Annotated in this window: 18 protein-coding genes; 6 read left to right on the top strand and 12 right to left on the bottom strand. The window is 74.3% G+C overall.

Annotated elements, in window-relative coordinates; all coding sequences use genetic code 11:
- Window positions 1-181: 181 nt before the first annotated feature.
- The 3 genes from PHY01_RS07180 to PHY01_RS07170 are packed head-to-tail and all read left to right on the top strand — an operon-like array spanning window position 182 to window position 3,138.
- Window positions 182-1,378 carry a glycosyltransferase family 4 protein gene (locus PHY01_RS07180; protein ID WP_246085752.1) on the top strand — a complete coding sequence of 399 codons (1,197 nt, stop codon included), beginning with the start codon at window positions 182-184 and terminating at the stop codon, window positions 1,376-1,378.
- Window positions 1,375-2,136, top strand: a complete 762-nt coding sequence (locus PHY01_RS07175) for a polysaccharide deacetylase family protein (protein ID WP_170183687.1) — start codon at window positions 1,375-1,377, stop codon at window positions 2,134-2,136. Before PHY01_RS07180 ends, PHY01_RS07175 begins: the two co-directional genes overlap by 4 nt.
- 3 nt (window positions 2,137-2,139) lie before the next feature.
- Window positions 2,140-3,138, top strand: a complete 999-nt coding sequence (locus PHY01_RS07170) for a polysaccharide deacetylase family protein (RefSeq protein WP_170183686.1) — start codon at window positions 2,140-2,142, stop codon at window positions 3,136-3,138.
- 5 nt (window positions 3,139-3,143) lie between these two features.
- Here PHY01_RS07170 and PHY01_RS07165 read toward each other — a convergent pair whose 3' ends face one another.
- From PHY01_RS07165 to PHY01_RS07155, 3 genes are read right to left on the bottom strand one after another with little or no spacing between them, the layout of a single operon-like run.
- Entirely contained in the window at window positions 3,144-4,325 is a 1,182-nt protein-coding gene (locus PHY01_RS07165) for a hypothetical protein (RefSeq protein ID WP_141277742.1), read from the bottom strand.
- A gap of 57 nt (window positions 4,326-4,382) precedes the next feature.
- Window positions 4,383-5,099, bottom strand: coding sequence for a response regulator transcription factor (locus tag PHY01_RS07160; protein ID WP_141277741.1), 717 nt, complete (start codon window positions 5,097-5,099; stop codon window positions 4,383-4,385).
- Window positions 5,100-5,108: 9 nt separating this feature from the next.
- Entirely contained in the window at window positions 5,109-6,428 is a 1,320-nt protein-coding gene (locus PHY01_RS07155) for a sensor histidine kinase (protein WP_246085751.1), read from the bottom strand.
- A 60-nt stretch (window positions 6,429-6,488) separates the two neighbouring features.
- On the opposite strand from PHY01_RS07155, the gene PHY01_RS07150 reads away from it, so the two are divergent.
- Entirely contained in the window at window positions 6,489-7,529 is a 1,041-nt protein-coding gene (locus PHY01_RS07150; protein ID WP_141277739.1) for a GNAT family N-acetyltransferase, read from the top strand.
- On the opposite strand, the gene PHY01_RS07145 is transcribed toward PHY01_RS07150, so the two are convergent.
- Together PHY01_RS07145 and PHY01_RS07140 are read right to left on the bottom strand one after the other, a co-directional pair.
- On the bottom strand, window positions 7,489-8,352 hold the full coding sequence (locus PHY01_RS07145; RefSeq protein WP_218030053.1) for an NAD(P)-dependent oxidoreductase: 864 nt from the start codon (window positions 8,350-8,352) through the stop codon (window positions 7,489-7,491). The genes PHY01_RS07150 and PHY01_RS07145 overlap by 41 nt on opposite strands.
- A complete protein-coding gene (locus tag PHY01_RS07140; protein ID WP_141277738.1) occupies window positions 8,349-9,329 on the bottom strand; it encodes a hypothetical protein in 981 nt (326 codons plus the stop codon). The genes PHY01_RS07145 and PHY01_RS07140 overlap by 4 nt, the downstream gene beginning before the upstream one ends.
- A 247-nt stretch (window positions 9,330-9,576) precedes the next feature.
- Between PHY01_RS07140 and PHY01_RS26285 the strand changes: the two genes are divergently transcribed.
- Complete coding sequence (locus PHY01_RS26285) at window positions 9,577-10,764, top strand: carboxylate--amine ligase (RefSeq protein ID WP_170183685.1); 1,188 nt, start codon at window positions 9,577-9,579, stop codon at window positions 10,762-10,764.
- Window positions 10,761-11,588 (top strand): metallophosphoesterase family protein, encoded by an 828-nt coding sequence (locus PHY01_RS26280; protein WP_170183684.1) that lies wholly within the window; start codon window positions 10,761-10,763, stop codon window positions 11,586-11,588. Before PHY01_RS26285 ends, PHY01_RS26280 begins: the two co-directional genes overlap by 4 nt.
- On the opposite strand, the gene PHY01_RS07130 is transcribed toward PHY01_RS26280, so the two are convergent.
- The 7 genes from PHY01_RS07130 to PHY01_RS07100 form a co-directional block, all read right to left on the bottom strand.
- Window positions 11,554-14,088, bottom strand: coding sequence for a right-handed parallel beta-helix repeat-containing protein (locus tag PHY01_RS07130; protein ID WP_141277736.1), 2,535 nt, complete (start codon window positions 14,086-14,088; stop codon window positions 11,554-11,556). The genes PHY01_RS26280 and PHY01_RS07130 overlap by 35 nt on opposite strands.
- Window positions 14,089-14,327: 239 nt before the next feature.
- Window positions 14,328-15,509: a hypothetical protein gene (locus PHY01_RS26275; protein ID WP_170183683.1), complete on the bottom strand. Its 1,182-nt coding sequence runs from the start codon at window positions 15,507-15,509 to the stop codon at window positions 14,328-14,330.
- A 189-nt stretch (window positions 15,510-15,698) separates the two neighbouring features.
- Window positions 15,699-16,739, bottom strand: a complete 1,041-nt coding sequence (locus PHY01_RS07120) for a hypothetical protein (RefSeq protein WP_141277735.1) — start codon at window positions 16,737-16,739, stop codon at window positions 15,699-15,701.
- A 93-nt stretch (window positions 16,740-16,832) separates the two neighbouring features.
- Window positions 16,833-18,959: an O-antigen ligase family protein gene (locus PHY01_RS07115; protein WP_141277734.1), complete on the bottom strand. Its 2,127-nt coding sequence runs from the start codon at window positions 18,957-18,959 to the stop codon at window positions 16,833-16,835.
- On the bottom strand, window positions 18,956-19,660 hold the full coding sequence (locus PHY01_RS07110) for a YveK family protein (protein WP_141277733.1): 705 nt from the start codon (window positions 19,658-19,660) through the stop codon (window positions 18,956-18,958). Before PHY01_RS07110 ends, PHY01_RS07115 begins: the two co-directional genes overlap by 4 nt.
- Window positions 19,657-20,823, bottom strand: a complete 1,167-nt coding sequence (locus tag PHY01_RS07105) for a glycosyltransferase (protein ID WP_141277732.1) — start codon at window positions 20,821-20,823, stop codon at window positions 19,657-19,659. Before PHY01_RS07105 ends, PHY01_RS07110 begins: the two co-directional genes overlap by 4 nt.
- Window positions 20,824-20,848: 25 nt before the next feature.
- Window positions 20,849-22,309 carry a sugar transferase gene (locus PHY01_RS07100; RefSeq protein WP_176600838.1) on the bottom strand — a complete coding sequence of 487 codons (1,461 nt, stop codon included), beginning with the start codon at window positions 22,307-22,309 and terminating at the stop codon, window positions 20,849-20,851.
- Window positions 22,310-22,626: the final 317 nt, after the last annotated feature.

The raw sequence follows: 22,626 nt of genomic DNA, 5'->3' as shown, positions 1-22,626 counted from the left end.
CGGGGTGGATCGCTGCGGACGACGGACTCAGCGATCCGGTCCCGCTTACCGACGAAACTGCCACTGGACACGCCCCTCGAAGTCGACGACACCTCCACCAGCCACACTAGGACAGGTCCTCACCGGCGGGTGCAGGTCGGGTAGCAGCGGGGGGCATGGCCGGGTGGCATAGCCTGCGCGCGTGCAGACCCGTCCTCCCCGACGCCTCCGCGTGGCGTTCGTCGAGTTCACCCCCTCGGGCGGGCTGTTCCAGTTCTCCGCGCAGCTCGGCGAGGCACTGGCCGTCGGCGGCGACGAGGTGCACCTGCTCACCGGGGCCGACCCGGAGCTGGGTTCGGGCCACCCCGACTTCCACGTGCGGCCGGTGCTGCGCAGCTGGCACCCCGCCGACCAGGAGGTCGTGCACCCGGTGGTGCGCAAGGTGCGCCGCGGCGTCCGGGCCGGGATGCGGGCGTACTCGTGGCTGCAGGTGCTGGTCCACCTGCGCCGCCTGCGCCCCGACGTGGTCGTGTGGTCGAGCTGGCGGTTCACCATGGACGCGCTCGGCGTGCTCGCCGTCGACCGGCTGCTGCCCCGCGCCGCGCTGACGATCGTGGCCCACGAGCCGCGCCTGCGCCGCCGCGGCGACACCACCACCGACAAGCGCGGCGTGCTGCTGGACCGCACCCTCGCCGCCGCCTGGCGGGCCATGGACGCCGTGTTCGTGCTCGGGGCGGAGGCCCGCGACCGCGTGCTGGAGCGGTGGGAGCCGTCCGGGCCCGTCGTCGTCGTCCCGCACGGCGACGAGGCGGCGCTGCGCGGGCCGGAGCCGGTGCCGCCCGCGGCGTCGACGCCGCCGGTGGTGCTGTTCTTCGGCAGCTGGACGGCCTACAAGGGCATCGCGACGCTGCTCGACGCCGTCCCGATGATCCGCCACGAGGTCCCGGACGCCCGAGTGGTCGTCGCCGGTGCCGTGGCAGACGTCGACGCGGCGGCGCTGCAGGCGCACGCCGAGCGGGTCGGCGTCGAGACCCGGCCCGGGTACGTCCCCAAGGACGACGTCGCCGCGCTGTTCGGCGACGCGCGCGTCGTCGCCATCCCCTACCGGCGCGCCACCCAGAGCGGCGTGGTGCACCTCGCGTACACCTTCGGCCGCCCGGTCGTGGCCACGACGGTCGGCGACATCCCGTCGGTCGTCGCCGACGGGGAGACCGGGATCCTGGTGCCGCCGGAGGACCCGGTGGCGCTGGCACGCGGGCTCGTCACATTGCTGGCCGACGCCGGCCTGGCGGGCCGGATGGGCGCGGCGGGCGCGAAGTGGCTGGCCGCGGAGGCGTCCTGGGCCCGGGTGGCCGCCGTGGTGCACGACACGGTCGATGTGCGATCCTCGGCCCGGTGAGCATCCTCTGCTACCACTCCGTCGCGCGGGGTTGGGACGATCCCGTGTCGGTGGAGCCGGCCGACTTCGAGCGCCAGTGCGCGCTCGTGCGCCGCGGCGGCGGCACGGTGCCGCTGCGGGAGGTCCTGCACCGGGTGGCCGCCGACGGCGTCGCCCCCCGCGGGGCCACCGTCCTCACCTTCGACGACGGGTTCGCCGACTACGCCGAGCACGCCGTCCCGATCATGGAACGGCACGGGCTGACGGCCACCATGTACGTCGTCGCGGGCTCGGTCACCGGCTCCGGCGTCAGCGTAAACTGGATCACCGGTCTCGACCCCGCCGACGCGCCCGCGCTGCTGACGCCCGACCAGATCCGCGACCTGCACGCCCGCGGGTGGGACATCGGCAGCCACAGCATGACCCACCGCGACCTGTCGACGCTGACCGAGGCCGAGTGCCTCGCCGACCTGCGGGAGAGCCGCGACCTGCTGTCCGACCTGCTCGGCGCGGCGGTCACGACGCTCGCGTACCCGTTCGGCAAGCACGCGCCGCACGTCCGGCGGGCGGCCGAGCGGGCCGGCTACACACTCGCCGTGGCGCTGCCCGACGGGCCGGAGGAGGCGGGGCGGTTCGCCGTGCCGCGCACCGGGGTCTACCGGGGCAACCCCGACTGGAAGTTCCGCGTCAAGAGCTCGGCGTGGTATCCCCGGATCCGCACCTCGGCGATCTACCGGACGATGTCGTCGAAACGGAATGCGACTACGGTACGAACATAGATCGTGACGTCCCGTACTGCCGCGCTCGCCCGCGTACTGACCACCACCCGGCTCGACCGCCTGGCCCGCCTGAGCTGGCGGGGGCTGCTGGTGCTGAACTACCACCGCATCGGCCGCCCCGGTCCCGCCGACGACCCGGACCTCTACAGCTGCACGCCCGAGGAGTTCGACCACCACGTCCGCCTGCTCGCCGACCGGTTCGAGGTCGTCGCGGCCGGCAGCGAGGACTGGCAGACCGGCGGCCCCGCCCGGCGCGTCGCGATCACCGTCGACGACGGGTACCGCGACCAGATGCAGGCGGCCGAGATCCTCGCCGGCCACGGGCTGGCGGGCACCTTCTTCATCACCACCGGCTTCGTCGACGAGCCGAGCCACGCCTGGTGGGACGAGATCGCCTGGCTCACCGGGGGCGAGCGGGCCGACCTGCCGGAGTCGCGGTGGCTGCCCGGCGGCCTCGCGGCGTCGACCGAGCCGACGCGTTACCGCAGGCGGGTCAACACCGCGTTCAAGGCCCTGGCCGGTGACGACGGCGAGCGGTTCCTCGACGACCTGGCCGGCTGGACCGGGCGGCCCCGGCTCACCGGGGAGCTGGCCGCGGACCAGTGGATGGACTGGGCCATGGTGCGCGAGCTCGACCGGCTCGGGATGGAGGTCGGGGCGCACAGCGTGACCCACCCCGTCCTCGCCACGCTGGGCGCCGACCGCCAGCACGAGGAGATCGCCGGGTCGGTCCGGCGGCTGCGCGCCGAGCTCGACGGGACGGTCGACCTGTTCAGCTACCCGGTCGGCGCCCGCACCAGCTTCGACGAGACCACCCGCGCGCAGCTCACCGAGCTGGGGGTCCGCCGGGCGTTCAGCTTCTACGGCGGGGTCAACGCGCCCGACCACAGCGACCCGATGGACATCGCGCGGGCCGGCGTGTTCCGCGACCACACCCCCGAGGTCGTGGCGGCCATGGCCGCGGTACCCGGGGTGCTCTGCGCACCCTCGCGGCACGCCTGAACGGATCATGATCCCGCGAGGCGCTCCAGCACCACCCGTGCGACGTCGATCCCGCCGGGCCTGCCGTGGTAGTGGAAGGCGAAGCCGGGCGTGGTGTTCACCTCCAGTACGCACCCGCCGGAGGCGGCAAGCGGGAGGCCGGGGTCGGCGGTGACGACGTCGACCCCGACCAGCCGGGCGCCGACGGCCCGCGCCGCCCGTGCGCCCAGCTCGATCGTCTCCGGGTGCAGCAGGTGCCGGGCCGGGCGGTTGTCGTCGAGCGCGTTGTCGTTGACGGCGGTCTTGAGCCGGACCACCCGGCCCGCAGCAGGCACCGACGACGTCGTGAGCGACTGCAGCGCCAGAGTGCGGATCAGGTCGCTGTCGAGCGCCACGACGCTCTCGGCGCGGTCGTCGGCGCGGGCGAGGCGTTCGGCGTTGATCCCGGCGACGATGGCGGCCACGGTGCGCTCGCCGTCGCCGACGAGGGTGGGCGCCATCCGGTGCACCGCGTCGACGAGCACGCCGTCGAGGTAGAGCAGGCGGTAGTCCTCGCCCGGAACCTGGCGCTCGACGAGCAGCGGCACCGAGCGCAGCTCGGCGAACTTCGCCCGCAGGCGGGCGGGGAGGGAGCCGTGCCGACTGTCCCGGGCCGCGCGTGCACCGGCCGCTGCGGCGGCCGCGGCTGCCGCACGCAGACTGCGTGTGTCGGTGACGTTGGTGGTCACGCCGTGACCGGCGGAGGTGTCGCGTGCGGGCTTGACCACGCACGGGACCGGGGAGGCGGCGACGAACTGCGCCGCGGCGGACAGCGTGGCAAGGGTGAACGACCGGTGTCCGGTGACGGGGACGCCGTGCTCGGCGAGAATCCGGTACACCAACGTCTTGTCACCGGCCCGGTCGAGCACCTCCTGGGTGTCCAGGGTGTTGGCGGCGCGGCGCACCTCGATGAGGGACCCGTCGAGCGCGATCGCCAGGCGGTCGTCGACGTAGCGGGTGGGTAGTTCGAGCGTGCGGGCGGCGTCGATCCAGAACTGGAGGTAGCGGCGATCGCGGCGGACCTTCGACGCGCGACGCGACCGCGACAGCTGCCCGTCGACGAGCAACCCGGCCAGCATGGCGGCGCTGCGCACGTTCGTGCGCAGGGATCCGGTGCCGGTGGCCGGGGACGGCGGCGAGTGCTTCAACGGCTCGTCGGTCAGCGTCATGCCACGAGTCTGCGCCGCGGCAGGTTAGCGGCAGGCAAGGCGACGGCCTGCGCATCCTCAAACTTCGGCGGATCCGTCCCCGCTCTGGTCGAGGCGGTAGCCGAAGCCGCGGAGTGTGACGATCCGGGCGGCTGTCGTGGCGTCCGCGTCCGCCGCGTCGAGCTTGCGGCGCAGCATCGCAACGTGGACGTCGAGGGTCTTGGTGGGGCCCGACCAGTGCTCGTCCCACACGTCGGCCATGAGGGTCTGGCGGCTCAGCGCGACGCCCGGCTCGGCGGCGAGGCGGGCCAGCAGGTCGAACTCCTTGGTCCGTAGCACCACCTCCGTCCCGTCGACGGTGACGCGCCGCCGCCCGGTGTCGACGGTGAGCGAGCCGATCGTCAGCAGGCTCTCGACGGGGGGTGCACCGGTGAGGCCCCGGCGCAGGTGGGCGTGGATGCGGGCGAACAGCTCGCCGAGCCGGATCGGTTTGGTCAGGTAGTCGTCGGCACCCGCCGACAGGCCGACGACGACGTCCATCTCCTCGTGCCGGGCGGTGAGCATCACCACGACACAGCCGGGCTGGACGGTGCGCAGCCTGCGGCAGACGTCGATGCCGTCCATGTCGGGCAGGCCGAGGTCGAGCAGGACCAGGTCGACGGGGTGCGTCCGCGCGTGCTCCAGCGCCGATCCGCCGGTGTCGTGCCAGGTGACGTCGTGCCCGGAGGACTCCAGGCTGGCCTGGAGCACCTTGCCGATCGTCGGGTCGTCCTCCACGAGGAGCAGCTGGGCCATGGCCGCAGACTAGGACGCCGTCGCGGGCGCGACGGCCGCCGGTTCGGACGGCGTGCCGGTCGGCAGGAAGGCCGTGAGCGTCGTCGGCGCGGGGGAGGTGAGCTGCAGCCGGCCGCCCTCGGCCTCGGCGAGGCGCCGGGCCAGCGCGAGGCCGATGCCGTGGCCGTCGGCGTCGGGCTCCCGGCGGTCGAACAGGTCGGGCCCGGCCTCGGTGGCGACCCGTCCCTCGTCGGTGATGTCGATCCGGACGGCCTCGTCGATGTCGTGCACGCCGACGGTGACCGTGCCCCGGCCGTGCTCGACGGCGTTGCCGAGCAGCACCGTCAGCACCTGGCGGATCGCCGCCGTCGAGGCCTCGACGACGGGCAGGTCCGCGTCGACGTCGAACCGCAGCGCCCGGCCCCGGCTGCCCAGTCGCGGCCCCCAGACCTGGTCGACCTCGTGCAGCAGCGCCGGGAGGTCGAGCGCGCCGCGCTGGCGGGTGCCCCGGGCCAGCGCGAGCAGGTCGGTGATGGTGCGTTCGAGCCGGTCGACCTCGGCGAGGCTGGCGTGGATCGCCGCGGTGTGGTCGGACCGGTCGCTGCGCAGCGCCGCCTCCAGCCGGAGCTGCAGGCCGGTCAGCGGCGTGCGGAGCTGGTGAGAGGCCTCGGCGGAGAAGGCGCGCTCGCGGGCGATCAGGGCGTCGAGCCGGCCGGCCGTCGCGTTGAGGGCCGAGCGGACCTCGTCGATCTCGACGATGCCGACGACGCGCTCCTCGGTGGTGAAGTCGCCGTCGCCCAGGCGCAGCGCGGCCCGGGCGAGGTCCTCGACCGGCTGGGCGAGCCGCGCGGCCTGGCGGCGGGCGACCACCAGCGTGACCAGCAGGACGACGGCGGCGAGCGCCAGCATCTGCAGCCAGCGCTCGACGATGCGAGCGGTGGCCTCGGCCCGCGGGGTGGTGGCCCGCAGGACGCCGACCAGCTCGCCGTCCTCGGAGATCGGGATGGCGACGACCAGGTCGCCCGAGTCGTCGTTGGTGTCGACGTAGCCCTCCTCCGCCGCCTCCCGGACGGTGCGGTCGGCGAGCAGCGGGCCGTCCCCGGTGAGCTTGCGCCCGGCCGGGTCGTAGAGTGCCGCGGTGACGTCGTGCTGGATCCACTCCGGGGCCGGCACCTCGCCGTCACGCACCTTGTCGGCGATGTCGTCGACCACCAGGTGGGCGGACCGCTCCAGCTCGGCGATCTCGATCCGCGTGTAGAAGCGCTGGGCGACGACGGCGAGCGGCAGCGCGAACAGGCTGATGGCGACGATCGAGATGATGACGGTCAGCAGGACGATCCGGTTGCGCACGGTGTGAATCCCCTCCGGGTGGCCCTGCGAGACTAGCCACCGCGAAGGAGAGGGGAGTCCGTGCAGTACACAGCGGTCCGGCCGGGCGAGCTCGGCCCGGCGGAGATCGGCCGGTGGACCGGGCTGCGGGCGGCGGCCGGCGGGCTACGCAACCCGTTCCTGTCCGCGGAGTTCGCCCGCGAGGTCGGTGCGGTACGGCCGGGGGCGCGCGTCGCGGTGCTGGAGGACGGCGGGCGCATCGTCGGCTTCTTCGCCCACGAGCGCGACGGGAAGGTCGCCCGGCCGATGGGGTCGGGTCTCGCCGACGCCGAGGGGCTGGTCCTCGCGCCGGACGCCGACGTCGACCCCCGCGAGATGCTGCGCCGCTGCGGCCTCGTGGGCTGGGACTTCGACTGCCTCACCGACGGCCACCTCCCGGCCGGGGCCTACCGGACGCGCCGCGAGGTCTCGCCGGTGATCGACCTCGCCGACGGCTACGACCCGTACCTGGCGCGGCTGCGGGAGCGGTCGAAGAAGTGGCTGGCCTCGACCTTCCGCAAGCAGCGCAAGCTGGAGCGCGAGGTCGGCCCGCTGCGGTTCGTGCACTCGAGCGAGGACCCCGCGGTGCTCCGGGCGCTGATGGGCTGGAAGTCCGCCCAGTACGCCGCGATGGGGGAGTGGGACCGCTTCGCCGATCCCCGCATCGTCAGCCTGGCGGAGGGGCTGGTGCGCTCGGGTGCGCCCGAGTGCACGGGGGTCCTGTCGGCCCTCTACGCGGGCGACGACCTGGTGGCCGCCCACCTCGGCCCGGCGTCGGGGTCGGTGCTGTCGTGGTGGTTCCCCGGCTACGACGCCGACTTCGGGCGCTACTCGCCCGGCATCCTGCTGCTTTTCCACCTCGCCGAGGAGGCCGCGCGCCGCGGCGTCGTCTCGCTCGACCTGGGCCGCGGGCACCACGACTACAAGGACGCGATGCGCACCGGGGAGCTGATCGTGCACGCCGGGTCGCTCGACGCGGCCTCGGTCGGCGCGTTGCCCCGCCGGGCGCGGCGGGCGGTCCGGGCCGGCCTGAAGCCACTGGTCACGGCGGCGCGGAACCGGTCGGCTGCCGCGGCCCGGTAGACCGGAGGCGGGCGAGCACGTCGTCGACGGACAGGCCGGTGGCGTCCCGGTCGGCTTCCCACAGGGCCAGGACCTCACCCGCGGCCGTGGCCAGGCCGGGGGGCAGCCCGTGGGCGGCGAGGCTGTCGGCCGCCTCGCGCATCTCGGGGGCCCACCGCCACGCCTTCGCGGCCACCACCGGCAGCGTGCCGGGCTGGCCCAGCGGCGACTCCATGCCCTCGGCCTCGCTGCGCAGGTGCTCCGACACGCCGGCGCCGGCCGCCATGGCGTGCGCGAGCGCCGCGAGCGCCCGGGCCGACTTCTGGAACGTCGTGTGCGACATCTTCAGCGCGCTGGCCGAGCCCGCGCCGCCGTCCATCGCGACCGGCACGACGTCGGTGCCGGCGAACAGGCCCGCCACCAGGTCGCGGTCGGCCGGGTGGCCCGCGAGGTAGAGACGGGTCCGGTCGCCCGCCCACCGGGGCCCGAACAGCGACCCGTCGACGACCCGCGCCCCGGTGGCCGAGACCAGCTCCGTGATCCGGCCGAGCCGGGCCGGGCTGACGGCGTTGGCGTCGACGAACAGCCCGGCGAACCCGAGTGCGGCCACCTGCCCGGCGACCGCCTCGGCCGCGGCGGGCGGGCAGACGGAGAACACGACGTCGACGGCGGCCAGCGCGGCCGGGTCGTCGACGGCGACGAGGCCCGCCCGCTCCGCCCGGTCCCGGGTGGCGGGACCGCGGCCCTCCGGCGACCACGACACCCGCGACCCGCCGGCCCGCAGCGCCGCCGCGACGACGACGCCCATCTGGCCCGGGTGCAGAACGGTCGCCGTCGGGCTCACCGGGTGTCGGCCGCGCGCAGGTCGACCGCGCCGATCTCCGCGAGGCGCGTGAGGTCCTGCAGGACCCGGGAGGAGTCGGTGCCCGCCGCGGAGACGAGGTCGGCGACCGGGGTGCCGGTGCCCAGCGCCCGCAGCAGCGTCCACTGCTCCTCGGTGATACCGACCGGCTCCTCGCCGAACACGCGGGCCTGGAGCACCTCGCGCCAGTCGTGGCGGGTGTGCACGCGGGAGACGGTGTCGAGCCGCCGCGACACCTCGGCGACGCCCCCGTCGACCTGCCCGGCGCGCAGCAGGGCCAGGGTGTGCTCGCGGACCCCGGGGCTCGCGACGTCCTCGCCGAGGGGGTCGCAGCCGAAGTCGTTGACCTTGAAGTAGACGTTGACCGCGTTGGCCGCGCGGCGGCGCAGGTGCCAGGTGGTGGACCCGGCGAACATCACGACGTCGCGGTCGCGGTCGGCGAGCTCCACCTCGCGCGCGGCGGGCAGCACGGTCTCCGGCCGGTCGGCCGGCTGGAGCTGCCGGTTGAGGTCGGCGGCGCGGTTGAACGGGTTGATCTCGCGATGGTCGAGCGGGTAGAGGACGAGGCGGGAGTCCTCCGGGATCGTCACCGAGAGTCCGATCGACACCTGCGACGGGTAGCGGTCCTTGTGCGCGATCGGCTCGGGCGCGGCGTTCGCCTCGTAGGCCTGGATGTGCCGCTCGGACAGAACCATGCGCCCGCGGTCGAGTGCGCAGGTCTCCGCGACCGCGTCGAAGAGCTCCGCCGGGTAGTCGACCTCCGGCGGGAACTCGAAGAGGGCCTGCTCCTTCTTCCCGCGGATGGCGAACCCGTCGAGGAGGCGGTCCGTCAGCTCCTGTTCGACGAACTTCAGCAGGTAGTCGTGGAACTCGGGGGTCACGCCGCCGGGGATGTGGACCCACTGCTCCTTCGCGTACTGCTCGCGGTACTGAGCCGGATCGAAGGTGAACATCTTCATCGCGGGGAACCCTGTCCGGGTCGGCGGCCCGGGTCGGTGGCCCCGCGGCCGGGGGTACCGCCATCTTGACAGCCGGGTCGACCCGCTCGGGCCAGTGGGTCACCTCCCCGTGTCATCCGGCGCCGTCCGACATTTCGGACGCTCACGCTGAGTGGCCGGTCCCCCCGATCGGGTCGGGTGTTCGCCTGGGTAGCGTCCTGGGGGAGCAAGGAGGTGCGACGTGGGTCGCAGTGTCCCGGAGCGCGGTGTGACGGGAGCCGTCCCGCTCGCGTGCGTCCTCGGCGGGATGGACATCGTCGCACCGCTGGCCATGGCGGGTATCCCGTGCGTGGTGTCGGTCGGCCGCACCGACCCGGCCCGTTTCTCCCGCCACGTGCGCGGAGCGATCGACGCGATGCACCCGTGGCGCGAGCCCGAGGCCTACGTCGACCGGCTGGTGGCCTGGGCGGAGCGCCAGCCCGTGCGACCGGTGCTGTTCTACCCCACCGACGGCGACCTCCTGATGGCCTCGCGGTACCGGGACCGCCTGCGTCCGGCCTTCCGCATGTGCCTGCCCCCGGCCGAGCTCGTCGAGGACCTCGTGGACAAGGACCGCTTCCACGCGCTCGCGGTCCGCACCGGCCTGCGGGTGCCGCGGTCGTTCTACCTGCGCGCGGGCGCGGGGGCCGCTGCGGGGATCGACCCCGCCCTCGACGATCTCGCCCTGCCGGTCGTGGTGAAACCGGTAGACCGGTGCCACGCCGGGCGCCTCCTGCGGCACAACGCGAAGGCGATCCGGGCCGACAGCGCCGCCGAGCTGGCCGACCTGTGCCGCACCGCCGTCGGGTCCGGCGTCGACTGCATGGTGCAGGAGCTCGTCCCCGGTCCGGAGACCGCCATCGAGAGCTACCACGTCTACGTCGACGCCGAGGGCCGGACGGTCCGCGAGTTCGCCGGGGCCAAGCTGCGCACCGAGCCCCCCGAGTTCGGGGAGAGCACCGCGGTGCGCATCACCGACCGGGCGGACGTCCTGGCCGAGGGGCGGCGGGTGATCGCCGCCATCGGCCTGCGCGACGGCGTGGCGAAGGTCGACTTCAAGCGGGCACCCGACGGCGGCCTCTGGCTGCTGGAGGTCAACCCACGGTTCAACCTGTGGCACCACCCCGGTGCGGCGGCCGGTGCCAACCTTCCCGCGCTCGTCTACGCCGACCTGGTGGGTGGCCACCGGCCGGAGCCGGGCTCGATCCGCAGCGGCGTCACGTGGTGCGAGGTGCGCGAGGACCTCAAGGCCCTCGTGCGGTCGGGGCGTTCGCCCTGGTCGTGGCTGCGGTCGGTGGTGCGGGCGCACACGCGGTCGACCGGGGCGTGGAGCGACCCCATGCCGCTGCTGCGGGGGCTCGTGCTGCCGGCGCTGCGGAACCGGCTGCCCGGCCCGCGCCCGTCCGGGAGCGGGTGAGACCCGTCCGTCTCCTGGTCCTGTCCGACGTCCACGGCAACGCGCACGCGCTGCGCGCCGTGCTCGACGCGGCGGCGGGCGAGCGGATCGACCGCGTGCTGTGCCTGGGTGACCTGGTGGGCTACGGGCCGTTCCCCAACGAGTGCGCGGCCACGCTGGCCGACCTCGGCGCGGTGACCGTCGTGGGCAACCACGACCTCATCGCGATCGGCGAGCTGACCGACGAGCGCTGCGGCCCGCTGGCGCGCCGGACCGGTGCGTGGACGCGCGCCGCCCTCGACGAGCGCACCCGCGCGCACCTGGCGGCCCTGCCGCGCACCGCCCGGGTCGGTGACGTCCTGCTGGCACACGGGTCGATCGACGATCCGCAGACCTACGTCCGCGGCGTCGAGCGGGCCGCCGCCGAACTGGAGCGGATGGGGCGCGACGCTCCGGGCGCGCGGGTGCTGCTGCTCGGGCACACCCACCAGCCCTGGGCCTTCGGCCCGGCGACCGGCACCCTGCTGCGCGGCCCGCGGTCGGGCGTCGTCGCGCTGGACCCCGCCCACCCGCACCTGGTGAACCCGGGCAGCGTCGGGCAGTCCCGCGACCGCACCGTGGCCGCCCGGTTCGCGGTACTCGACACCGCCCGCGGGCGGGTCGAGTTCCGCGCGGTGCCCTACGACGTCGCCGGCCACGTGCGGGGCCTGCGCGCCGCCGGGCTGCCGGACGGCTCGCACCGGATGGCGCCCACGGTGCGCGACCGCGTCGTGGGCGCCCGGTGGACCCTCGCCCGCCGGGTCCGCGGGCTCATCCGCCCAGGACCTCGCCGACCGCCTCGGTGAGCGAGTTGCCGGTGAGCCGGAAACTGGAACGCTCACCGGGCGGCTCGTCGCCGTCGGCGAACAGGTTGTCGATGATGCTGTTCTCGCCGGAGAAGCTGTCGGCGTTGAACGTGATGGCGCCCCGCCCGTTGCCCGAGAACCGGTTGCCCTCGATCGTGACCCCGGAGATGCTGCCGGTGCCCTCGATCCAGAAGTCGACGCCCGCGCCCGCGTTGTCCTCGATCACGTTGTCGCGGATCGTCACGTTGTCGAGACGGCGGGTCTCCGAGAAGTTCTCCACGGCCAGGCCGATGCCTGACTTGCTGGTCTCCGTCGCGCCCGTGACCACGTTCTCCAGCACCTCGATGTCGCGTGCGGAGTCGACGTAGATGTTCGGGCCCCGGTTGCCCTCGACCCGGTTGAGGTGGATCACGCCGTTGCGCGCTTCGTACTTGGCGTCGATGCCCTCCTCCCCGTTGTCGCGCACGTCGTTGTCGACGATCTCGAAACCGTCGGTGTTGACGATGCTGATCGCCTCGTTCGAGGCGTCGGTGCCGCGGGCGTTGTTGCCGTCGACCTCGCAGCCCTGGACGAGGAGGTCGGTGCTGTCGAGGACGACGATCCCGCCGTCGCTGGAGCCGGTGACGCGGCAGTCGCGCAGGACGACGTGGTCGGTGCCCGCGCCGTACACGCCGTGCGACCCGGAGCCCCTCACCGTCAGGCCGATCATGCGCAGGTAGGAGGCGCCGTTGATGTCGACCAGGCCCTGGTCGCTGCCGCCGCCGCCCTCGACGACGACCTCCGCGCCCTCGGCCGCCCGGATGGTGAGCCACCCTTCCGCGGTGCCCCCGCCGTCGACGGAGAAGCCCTCGTAGGTGCCCTCGGCGATCTCGACGGTGTCGCCGGGCTGCGCCGCGTCGACGGCGTCCTGGATGGACGAGTGGTCGCCGCCCTCGCCGACGGTGATCGTGCTGCCGCCCGCCGCTCCCTCGGCGGGCTCGCCGATGTCGCGCAGCAGGGTCACGCCGGTGTCCGCGGGCTCCTCGCCCGCCGCGGGTCCACGGGGGCCCGCGGTCCCGGTGGGGGAGTCGCCGGAGGGGGAGCGGGCCGTCGTGCCGGTGCCCGGCCGGTCCCCGCCCGGGTCGTCCGACGGCGGGTCGTCCGCGGGGCGGTCGGGCCGGTCGCCCATGGGCGGGACGTCGGTGGGCCGGTCGTCGGCGGGCTCGTCGGCGGCCGGCCGATCACCGGCGGGCCGGTCGCGCTGCGGCTGGTCGGCGGCCGGTCCGCCGCGCTCCGGGGCGTCGGCGGCCGGCTCGTCGCGCGCTACCCGGTCGCCCACCGGCTCGTCATCGGCGGTCGGGTCGTCGGCGGGGGCGGCGGGCGGGGCGGCGTCCGGGTCCTGGCCGCCGTTCCAGTCCGCGAGGACCTGGAGGCGGTCCCACGGGATGCCGTCCATCGGGGCGTAGTCGCCGGAGAGCCCGGCGTCCTCGTAGACCGAGGAGTCGGGCACGTACTCGAACAGGAACGCCATCCGCGCACCACCGTTGTCGCCGACGTAGGCGCCGTGGGTCTGCAGGGCGCGGGCGACGGTGCGCTCGCCCTCGGTCATGTCGAGGGAGTCGAGGTCGAGCGACGGGTCGAGCTGGACGCGGGCGCCCTCGGGGATCGGGGTGTCGACGCCGTCCATGTTGCTGCCGTCGGTCTTGGTGGCGGGGTAGCGCACCTCGTCGGGCGCGGCCATGTTGGTGGAGAAGAACAACGCGTGCGGGATCTCGCCCGCCGCGATCTCCTCGGCCCGCACGACGGCGGCGTAGCGGGCGAGCCCGGCGCCGGTGGAGCTGCCGTTCTCCTCCCGGCCGTCGCCGTCGAGCGGGGTCATGGCGCCCCAGCCGGCGTTCCAGGTGTTGCCGCCGTCCTCCGCCATCCACAGGTTGTAGACCATGTTGGAGATCGGGTCGGCGACGGCGAGGTGGCCGTCGGAGCCCGGGGCGATCGGGGTGTTCTCGGGGATCGGGACCGTCTCGCCTGCGAACGGGTCGGGGCCCCAGCTGCCCTCCTGGGCGAACGACACCGGGAAGCGGGGGGTGTCCTCGGTGATGCCGTCGACCCCGCGCAGGGTGACCGCGAAGTCGCCGGTGTTGGCGATGTGGTCGCCCCGGGCGAGCTGCTCGACCATGGCGGCGGACTGCGGGTCGAGCTCGGGGTCCTGCGGTACCGGGTTCCAGAGCCAGTCGGCCGCGTCGAAGTAGGGGCGGGCGGGCGCCGTGGGGCCGTCGTCGGCCGGGACGCAGTCGAGCCCGGCGGGGGCGGCGGACGGCACGGTGCCCGACCGGGCCCGGACGGCCGAGCCCACGAGGGGTTCGGCCGCGGTGTCGAACGGTTCGCACGGCGCCGCCGCGGTGTCGAGCAGCCGCGGTACGTCCGCCCCCGCGGTCCCGTGGACGGCCATCACGGCGACGGCGACACTGGCGGCGGTGGCCACGGCGACCGCGAGCCGGCTGCTGGTTCGCGTGCGGGTCATCGAGCTGCCCTCCCCATTCGGTGCTGAGGTGGTACAGCTGATGCTTTTGGGCACAGGGAGTCCAGTGTTACGCACGGGGTGTACCCGGACCGGTGGCACACAGCCCCGATGGGGGACACGCTTTTCACGCAGCGTCGAGCCGTGACTACGTGACGTGACAGGCACTCGGACGTCGATGCGCACGGGCCGGGACTATCCCCGGTGCGCCCCGCCACCGTGGGCGAACGGGGAAACTCGCCTCAGAATCCGTTGCAGCGGTTACCGACGAGCTCCGCGTCGGCGTCGCTCTGGGCCGGCAGGTCGAGCACCTGGAGGTACTGGGTGGGGATGGCGCTCATGTCCAGCGACGTCTGCAGGGGCAACAGCCCGGAGAACGCTCCCTCGGCGAGGCTCTGAGGGTGCTGGGCGTAGATGGTGAACGCCCCGCTCGTGTCGCCGAGGATCATCCCGTAACGCTGCATGGCCCGGGCGATCGTCAGCTCCGCGCCGCTCAGGCCGAACGAGGTCAGGTCGATGGACGGGTCCAGGCGCACGCGGGCGCCCTGCGGGAGCGCCGAGGAACTGTCGGTCCGGCCGTCGCTCTTCGTGGCCGGTGCCACCGGGCCGCCGGAGCGCGTGTCGGGGTAGGCGAAGACGAGCGCGTGCTCGATCGCCCCGTTGCGCAGCTCCTCCGCGGTGACCAGCCCCGCGGCCGCGGAGAATCCGGAAGCCCGCGAGGCCATCCCGCCGTCGTAGACCCCGTCGCCGTCGGACGGGATCGCGTTGCCCCAGCGCGCCGTCATGCCGCCGCCGGAGCCGGTGGCGCCCCAGAAGTCGTAGACGCAGCCCGAGGAGCGGTCGACGATCGTGAGGTGGGCGTCGTCCATGGGGTCGGGGCGGGCGCCCTCGGGGATCGGGACGTCCCGCAGTGTCCCGACCGGCGCCCAGTCCACGGTGAGCGGCACGTCGTAGCGGGGCGTCGAGGAGTCGGCGTAGTAGACGGGGATCGACCACTCCTCCATCGCCATCTTGAACGTCTCGGCGTTGAGCCCGCGGACGTACTCGGCGGAGTTCGGGTCGATCGCGGCGTCGCTCGCGAGGCGCTGGACCCAGGGGCTGTCCGCGCCCCCGAACACCTCGGCGGAGCCCACCCCGCCGCCCTGGCCGCGCGGCGCGGCCTGCGCGGGGGCGGTGCGCGCCGCGTCCGGTTCCGGTGCCGCGGGCGCGACCACCGGCTGCGGCGGCGGTTCGGGCAGCTCCAACGGGATCTCGGGGACGACGACCGAGAGCTCCAGCGCCCGGATGTCGGGGTCCTCCGGGGCGTCCGGGCCCTGCAGGACGGGCACGGTGACCAGCAGCGCGGCGAGCGCGCCGACGCATCCGACGGTGAGCAGCACGCTCGCCAGGTCCTTGCGCCGCCCGGTGGCCGGCGTGGGGTCCACCGGCGCGGCGTGTCTCCGTCGGGTCGGCGTCGCCGCATGTCGAGTCACGCCGGGTAGTCTCCCTGTCCGAATCGTTCCCTCGATCGGATGACGCCGAGGTGTCGACGACCTGTGTCCGGTCGTCGGTGACCGGCCGGCCGTGGCGCACGGGCGGCGGGGTGGCCCGTTCGCCGACCGCTCGCCGGACCGTTACTCGCCGTCGTCCTGCCCGCCCGCAGCCGCCCCGCCGAACGCGCCGTCGCTGCACCGGTTGGTGACCGGCGGCCCCGAGTAGCGCTCGACCTGCGGCTCGACCTCGAGCACCTGCATGCTCTCGAACGGGATCGCGCTGAGGTCCTTCCAGATGTCCCCCGACCAGCTCGTGGGGTACGGGAAGTTCTCGAAGCTCTGCGGTGACGCCGCGTACAGGCTCATGCCGCCGCTGGTGTCCGCGAGGATCATGCCGTAGGTCTGCAGGGCCTCGGCGATGACGTTCTGGGTCGGTGACAGGCCCAGCGAGTCGACGTCGATCGACGGGTCCAGGCGCAGCCGCGCGCCCTCGGGGAGCGCCGTGTCGTCGTCGGTGGTGCCGTCGCTGGCCGTGGCGGGCGGGACGGGACCGCCGCTGCGGGTGTTCGGGTAGGCGAACACCAGCGCGTGGTCGATCCGGCCCTCCGCGAGCTCCTGCGGCCAGATGAGGCCCGCGATCGCGGACAGCCCGCTCGCGCGGGAGCTGAGCCCGTCGGGGTAGACGCCGTCGCCGTCGGTGGGGGTGGCGTTGGCCCACGAGGCCGTCCAGCCCGTGCCCTCCCGGCGCGCCTGCCAGAACTCGTAGACGCACCCCTCGTCGCGGTCGACGACCACCATGTGGCCGTCCTCCTGCGGGTCGGGTGCGGCAGCGTCGGGGATCGGCACGTCGCGCAGTGTCCAGCCGCCCGCGACGTAGTCCTCGGTGGGCTGGATCGTGTAGCGCGGGGTCGCGGCGTCGGCCTCGTAGACCGGCATCGTCCAGCCGTTCACCGAGACGACCGGGTTCTCGCCCTCCTCGACCAGCGCCGCGACGTACTCGTCGGACCGCGGGTCGATCGCCGCGTCGTCGTCGATCCGGTCGTACCACAGGCTGTCGGCGTCGAAGACCGTGGAGAAATCGGGGCCGACGACCGACTGCGGCATCTCGTCGGACTCCTCGCCGGGCCCCGGCTGGTCGGTGGTTCCTCCCGAGCAGGCGGACAGGACCAGTGACAGCGTCACCGTTCCGAGCAGCCACGATCGGGTACGGGGAGCACGCATATGGCGAACCTACCGGTGGGCGCGCGCCCGTCCGCGGGCGCATCCGTGAACGAACTACGCGAAACGGTCGCCGGGGCGGCGGCCGCGGGCCCGCCACCGCGAGCACCCCACGGCGAACAGGACGACCTGCAGGAGGGTGGCCAGCGCGATCACCCGCAGCGTCCCGCTGGTGAGCGGGCGCTCCTCGTCGACGGGCTCGGCGGCGACCGGGATGACGTCGTAGGCCGCCCCCATGCCCGCCCGCTCGATGATCCCGTCGGCGGCGGCCACCGCGGCGTCGCGCTCGGCGAGCGCGGCCACCGGGTCGGCCGCCACCGACCGGACGGTCATCGTGCCGCGGTTCGGGTCGCCGGTGACGGTCGTGCCCGGCTGGTCGAGCCCGCCCTCGATCACCGCGGAGAATGTGGGGAGCATGATCACGCGCCGGCGGACGTCGAGGGCGTAGCCCTGGTAGGTCGCCGGGGTGGCGGCGAGCGTCATCTCGGCCGTGGCGACGTAGGTCGGCCGCTCCATCACCGAGTACAGCGCGAACGCGACGACGGAGGCTGACACCGCAGTGAGCGCGGTGGCGACCATCCCGAACCGGAGGCCGACCGCGGCGTACGCGGTGGCGTCGGACGCCGCGGGTCGGCGCAGCGACGCCTCGCTGCGCGAGGTGCTGTAGATCCAGCCGACGAACGCGCAGACGACGAGCAGGGTCCGGGAGTAGGACTGGTGCAGGAAGATGCTCGAGGTGCCCCAGCCGACCAGCGCCGCGATCCCGGCCGCGGCGAGCGCACGGGAGGGGACGCCGTGGCGGCCGTCTTGCCGGCCACCGGCGAGCCGCAGCACCGCGGAGACGCCGAGTACGAGGGTTCCGCCCCAGAACACGGCCCAGCCCGCCAGCCCCACGACACCGGAACCGGCGGCGATCTCCAGGTACAGGTTGTGGGTGGCGGTGATACTGCCGGTGGGTCCGGTGCCGGCCCGGGCCGAGTACTCGGTGATGACCGAGGCGAAGGTGTCGGGCCCGGTGCCCGTCAGCGGGTTGCCCCGGAAGACGGCGATGGCGGCGTCGAGGACGTTGCCCCGTTCGACGATCGAGGCGTCGGCGGCGTAGTCGGGGACCGACACCGTCTCGGTGATGGTGAGCAGGCGGTCGCCGATGCCGGGCACGAGCAGCCCGAACGCCGCCACGGGCGTGAGGTACAGCGCGAACCGGCGCACCGAGGGACCGCTGGCGATGGTCCAGACCAGCACCGCGGCCCCGGCGGCGAGGAACGTGCCGCGGGACTGGGTGAGGTACACCCCGGCCCCGACCAGGGCCGCGGCCACGATCCACAGGCTCTGCGCCAGCCGGTGGCCGGCCTGGCCGGCCCGGTGCACCAGCGCGAGGGCGAATGGCAGGCCCAGTACCAGGAACCGGCCCCAGAAGTTGGAGTCGGGCAGCGGCCCGGCGTGCCGGGCGGCGGCGATCGAGCTGCCGGCCGACGACGCGATGTTCGAGAAGCCGCCGAAGGTGCTGCTGTTGTCGAGGACGTACTGGTTGATCGCGGTGAGACCGGCGATCGGGGCCATGGCGAGCACGATCGCGGCCCCGACCATCCACGGCCGGTTCGCGAGCTGCATCAGCAGCAGCAGTACGGCGAGGAACAGGCCGTCCTTGAGCGAGTTGTCCAGCGAGTTGGCGCTCGCCTCGGGGGCCACGCTGAGGACGGTGGCCGGCACCTGGGAGACCAAATAGACGACGTACAGCGCGACCGGCAGCCACCAGCGCGTCCGGATCCTGGCTCGGTACTGCGGCCGGGCCAGCGCGATGCCCGCGGACAGGATGCCCAGGGCCAGCGTGGCGGTGTAGATGCTGACCGGGGAGCGCTGCTCGAACACGCCGCTGACGTTGGCGAACTCGAGCATCACCATCAGCCCGAGCGCCACCCACGGCACGACGAGCGCGACGACGGCGACCGCGGAGCCGACCAGCGCGGCGAGGAACAGCAGGGCCACCGACGGGCCGAGCACGATCCCGACGAACAGCGTGAAGACGCCGATACCGGCGGCGAGTGCGCCCGCCTGGGTCGGGGTGAGCCGCAGCGGGCGGGCCGGCTTGAGGAGCCGCTCGACGAAGGTCGGCGGCGCGGCGTCCTCGGTGGGGTGCGGACCGGCGGGGCTCCCGACCGAGGGCCGGGCGGCGGTCGAGGTCACCGTGCGGACGGGTACCGGCTCGTGACCGGGTCGTCCACCGGGCCACGCACCGAGCCGTAGTCGACCCGCTCCGGGATGGCGGACCAGTCGTCGTCGGCCAGCGCGGGCGCGGAGTCCTCGGGACGGCGGCGGGCGCGGGTGACCAGCAGCGCGATGCCGGAGCCGATGAGCAGCCCGCCCGCGAACACGACGATCAGCAGCTGGGTGGCCGACACGCCGGCCGGCTGGGCGGAGCCGACGGCCGACTGCACGAAGTCCAGCGCGTAGGGGCCGGACACCCGCTGCACCGTGGGTGTGGCCGCGGTGATCAGCGCGTCGAGGGCCGACTCGGCGGCCTCGGGGCTGGTGGTCTCGGCGGTGACGTCGATGAGACTCGTGGCGTCGACGACGCCCGCGGTGACCGTGAGGTCGGCCGGCGCGACACCCGCGGTCTGCGCGGCCTGCTCGGCCCACTGCGGCTGCTGCAGGACCTGCGCGGCGATGCTGGCGGCCTGCCCGCCCCCGAGTGCCTCCCAGTAGGAGGGCACCTCCTCGGCCGGGACGGTGGGCGCCGGGACGAGCGCCACCTGGGCCTGCGCGCGGTAGAGCGGCTCGGCCGACCCGACGAGGTAGGAGGTGACGGCCAGCGCGACCAGGCCGGTCGCGAGACCGGTCAGGGCGATCCACAGGAGCTGTCGGCGGGTCAGCCGCTGCTCGTTCACGTCGACTCCTTCTGATCCGGGGCTCGTGGCACCCGGTCTCGGTCGGGGCGGGCGTCGATCGCGCCCTCGTACATCGCCGCCAGGCGCTGGGCCCACCGGCGGAGGTCGAACCGGTCGGCGGCCAGTCTACGTGCCGCCGATCCGTACCGGGCACGGCGCTCGGGATCGAGGAGCAGCTCGACCACGGCGTCACCGAGGGCGACGGGGTCGCCGGGCGCGACGAGCAGCCCGGTGCGGCCGTCGTCGACGATCTCCGGGGTGCCCCCCACGGTGGTCGCGACCGTCGCGATCCCGGCGGCCGCGGCCTCGATGACCGCCGTCGGCAAGGCCTCGGTCAGCGACGGCAGCAGCGCCAGCGCGGAGGCCCGCAGGATCGTGGGGACGTCCTCGCGGGACCCGGCGAACACGACCCCGTCACCGGCGGCGGCCTCCAGGGCTGCGCGGTGCTCGCCGTCGCCCACGATCAGCAGGACGGCGCCGGGGACGCGGCGGCGGACCTCGTCCCACGCGCGCAGCGCGACCTCGTGGCCCTTCGGCGCGCGCAGCGCCGCGACCACGGAGACGACCGGCACGCCGTCGGGCACCCCGAGGTCGGGCGGCAGCACGGCGGGCCCGCGGTCGTCGACGGGGGCGAACGCGGAGAGGTCGACGCCGTTGTGCAGGACCGTCCAGGAGCTCCGGGCGGGCCCGTGGACCCGCGCGGCGGCGTCGTGGGCGGCCTGCGAGACGAAGATCAGCCCGGCCCCCCGCTCGGCGGACCGGATGCACAGCCGGGACTTGACCAGCCTGCGCAGCTCCGGCTCGCGCCGCGGGAGGTGGTGCAGCGTGCTGAAGCACGGGACGCCGGCCAGCCGCGCGGCCAGCGGGACCAGCGTGGCGGAGGTGCCGAGGTGGGCGTGCACGACGTCGCAGCCCGACCCGCGGATGGCCGACACCAGCTTGGGCATCGCGGTGGGGTCCAGGAGCTTGCGGACGCCGATGAACGTCGGCGCCAGCCCCGCCGCCTGCAGCAGCGGCAGGCTGGCGGTCTTCTCGACGGTGTAGGGGGCGAGGCTGGCCACGGTCATGTCCAGCCCCGCCTGCGGGGCCACCCCGTTCAGCGTGGCGAGCAAGCGCTCCGCCCCGCCGAACGGGAACTGGTCGATGATCTGCAGTACTCGCATGGGTCGCCTGACCCCGCCGAGCGCCTCAGGCGCTGCGGCGGATGATGACGGTGCGCTCGCTACCGCCGGTGGTGTCGTCGACCCGGGTGCGCGGCGCGATGTAGGGCAGCTGCACGGTCTCGGAGTCGAGCTGCTCGATGTCGTCCATGGTGGGCGGCGCCGGCACGGGCAGGTTCGCCTCGGGGGAGCGGCGCGGGATGAGCTGGCGCACCGTCCAGGCGGCGATCTTGAGGTCCAGCCACAGCGACCACGACTCGGCGTAGAGGTTGTCGAAGTGCGCGCGCTGGTGGATCGAGGTGTCGCCGCGCAGGCCGTGCACCGCGGCGTAGCCGGTGAGGCCCACGGGGACGCGGTGGCGGTAGCGGTAGCCCGGGATCGTCTCGTTGAACCGCTCGACGAAGTAGGGGCGCTCGGGGCGCGGGCCGACCAGGCTCATGTCGCCCTTGAGCACGTTCACCAGCTGCGGGAGCTCGTCGAGGCTGCTCGCCCGGATGAACTTGCCGACCGGGCCGAGCCGGGTGTCGGTGTCGATGCTCCAGCGGACGTCGCCCTCGCCGGCGGCGAGCTGCAGCGAGCGGAACTTGAACAGGGTGAACGGCTCGCCGTTCAGCCCGATGCGCTCCTGCTTGAAGATGATGCCGGGGCCGGTCTCGCGGCGGACCGCGACGGCGATGACGGCGAGCGCGGGGGCCGCGACCAGCAGGGCCACCCCCGACACCACGACGTCGATGACGCGCTTGAGGCGCCACGACGCGGTGCGGTAGGCCGGGCGGCGCAGGCGGGCCAGCGGGATCCCGTCGATCAGCTCGCTGGCCTGGTTGTGGTGGTGCATCTGGTGCAGCTCGTACATCCGCGGCACGACGTAGACCTCGACGGGCGACGCGCCGAGGTCACGGATCGCGTCGACGACCTTGTCGTCGCTGTGGGCGCCGAAGCCGACCAGGACGAGGTCGACGTCGTGCTCGCGCACCAGCTGCGGCAGGGCCTCGACGGAGCCCAGCTTGGCGCCGAGGTCGGCGAGCAGCGGGCGGTCGTCGTCGACGTACCCCACGACGTGGACGCCGTAGTTGAGCTGGTGGGTGAACGTCTGGCCGAGCCGGACGCCGGTGTCGTCGCAGCCGACGACGAGCGCGCGCAGCTGGTCGCGGCCGTCGTTGCGGCGGCGCCGGACGGCGGCGAAGACGGTGGAGCGCGCGACGACGAGCAGCGCGAGCGTGACCAGCCCGGTGACGATGGCGGCGTGCGGCGCGACGTGCAGGAGCGGCGCGAGGACGGCCGCGGACAGCCCGGTCGGGATGGCGACGATCAGTGCGGTGCTCGGCAGGTCGGTGAGCACCGAGGGCGCGAACCGCCAGGCGTGCCGGCGGGAGACCAGGATCGACACGATGGTGGTGATCCCCACGGTCAGTGCGGCCACGGGCCCCACGGTCGCCGCCCCCACGGCGGTGCCGAGCACGACGGCGACGAGATCGGCGGTGGCGACCACCGCGCGGAACGTCGAACGTGCACGACCGTTCCGGCCCGGACGGACCGGTCGGGCCGGTCGGGCCCGACCGGTGGTCCGCCTCGATGAGTCGATCACTTCGGTCAAGACTTCCTCCTTCAACTGCCCGGACCCCCCTGGAGACATGCCCGGGCACTTGCGACGCCTATCGCCTCTCGGTCTAAAGACGTTTCAGGGCCGAGGATGTTGCGTCGCCTCTCACATCCCTCGAACGGGTGATCAGAACCACCCTCGGGTGAAATGCGGTCGCGCACCGTACAGATGATCTTCACTCACTGTAGGTGGCCGCGCCACGACGG

It is taken from the genome of Pseudonocardia hydrocarbonoxydans (assembly GCF_006539565.1).
In the GTDB taxonomy this organism is placed as follows: Bacteria; Actinomycetota; Actinomycetes; order Mycobacteriales; family Pseudonocardiaceae; genus Pseudonocardia; species Pseudonocardia hydrocarbonoxydans.
This window is presented reverse-complemented; position numbering and strand designations above follow the sequence as displayed.

Coding starts and splice junctions, on each gene's coding strand:
- PHY01_RS07165 (WP_141277742.1), bottom strand. CDS start 4,325: ATGACGCTGACCGACGAGCCGTTGAAGCACTCGCCGCCGTCCCCGGCC.
- PHY01_RS07130 (WP_141277736.1), bottom strand. CDS start 14,088: ATGACCCGCACGCGAACCAGCAGCCGGCTCGCGGTCGCCGTGGCCACC.
- PHY01_RS07105 (WP_141277732.1), bottom strand. CDS start 20,823: ATGCGAGTACTGCAGATCATCGACCAGTTCCCGTTCGGCGGGGCGGAG.
- PHY01_RS07140 (WP_141277738.1), bottom strand. CDS start 9,329: ATGAAGATGTTCACCTTCGATCCGGCTCAGTACCGCGAGCAGTACGCG.
- PHY01_RS07160 (WP_141277741.1), bottom strand. CDS start 5,099: ATGGCCCAGCTGCTCCTCGTGGAGGACGACCCGACGATCGGCAAGGTG.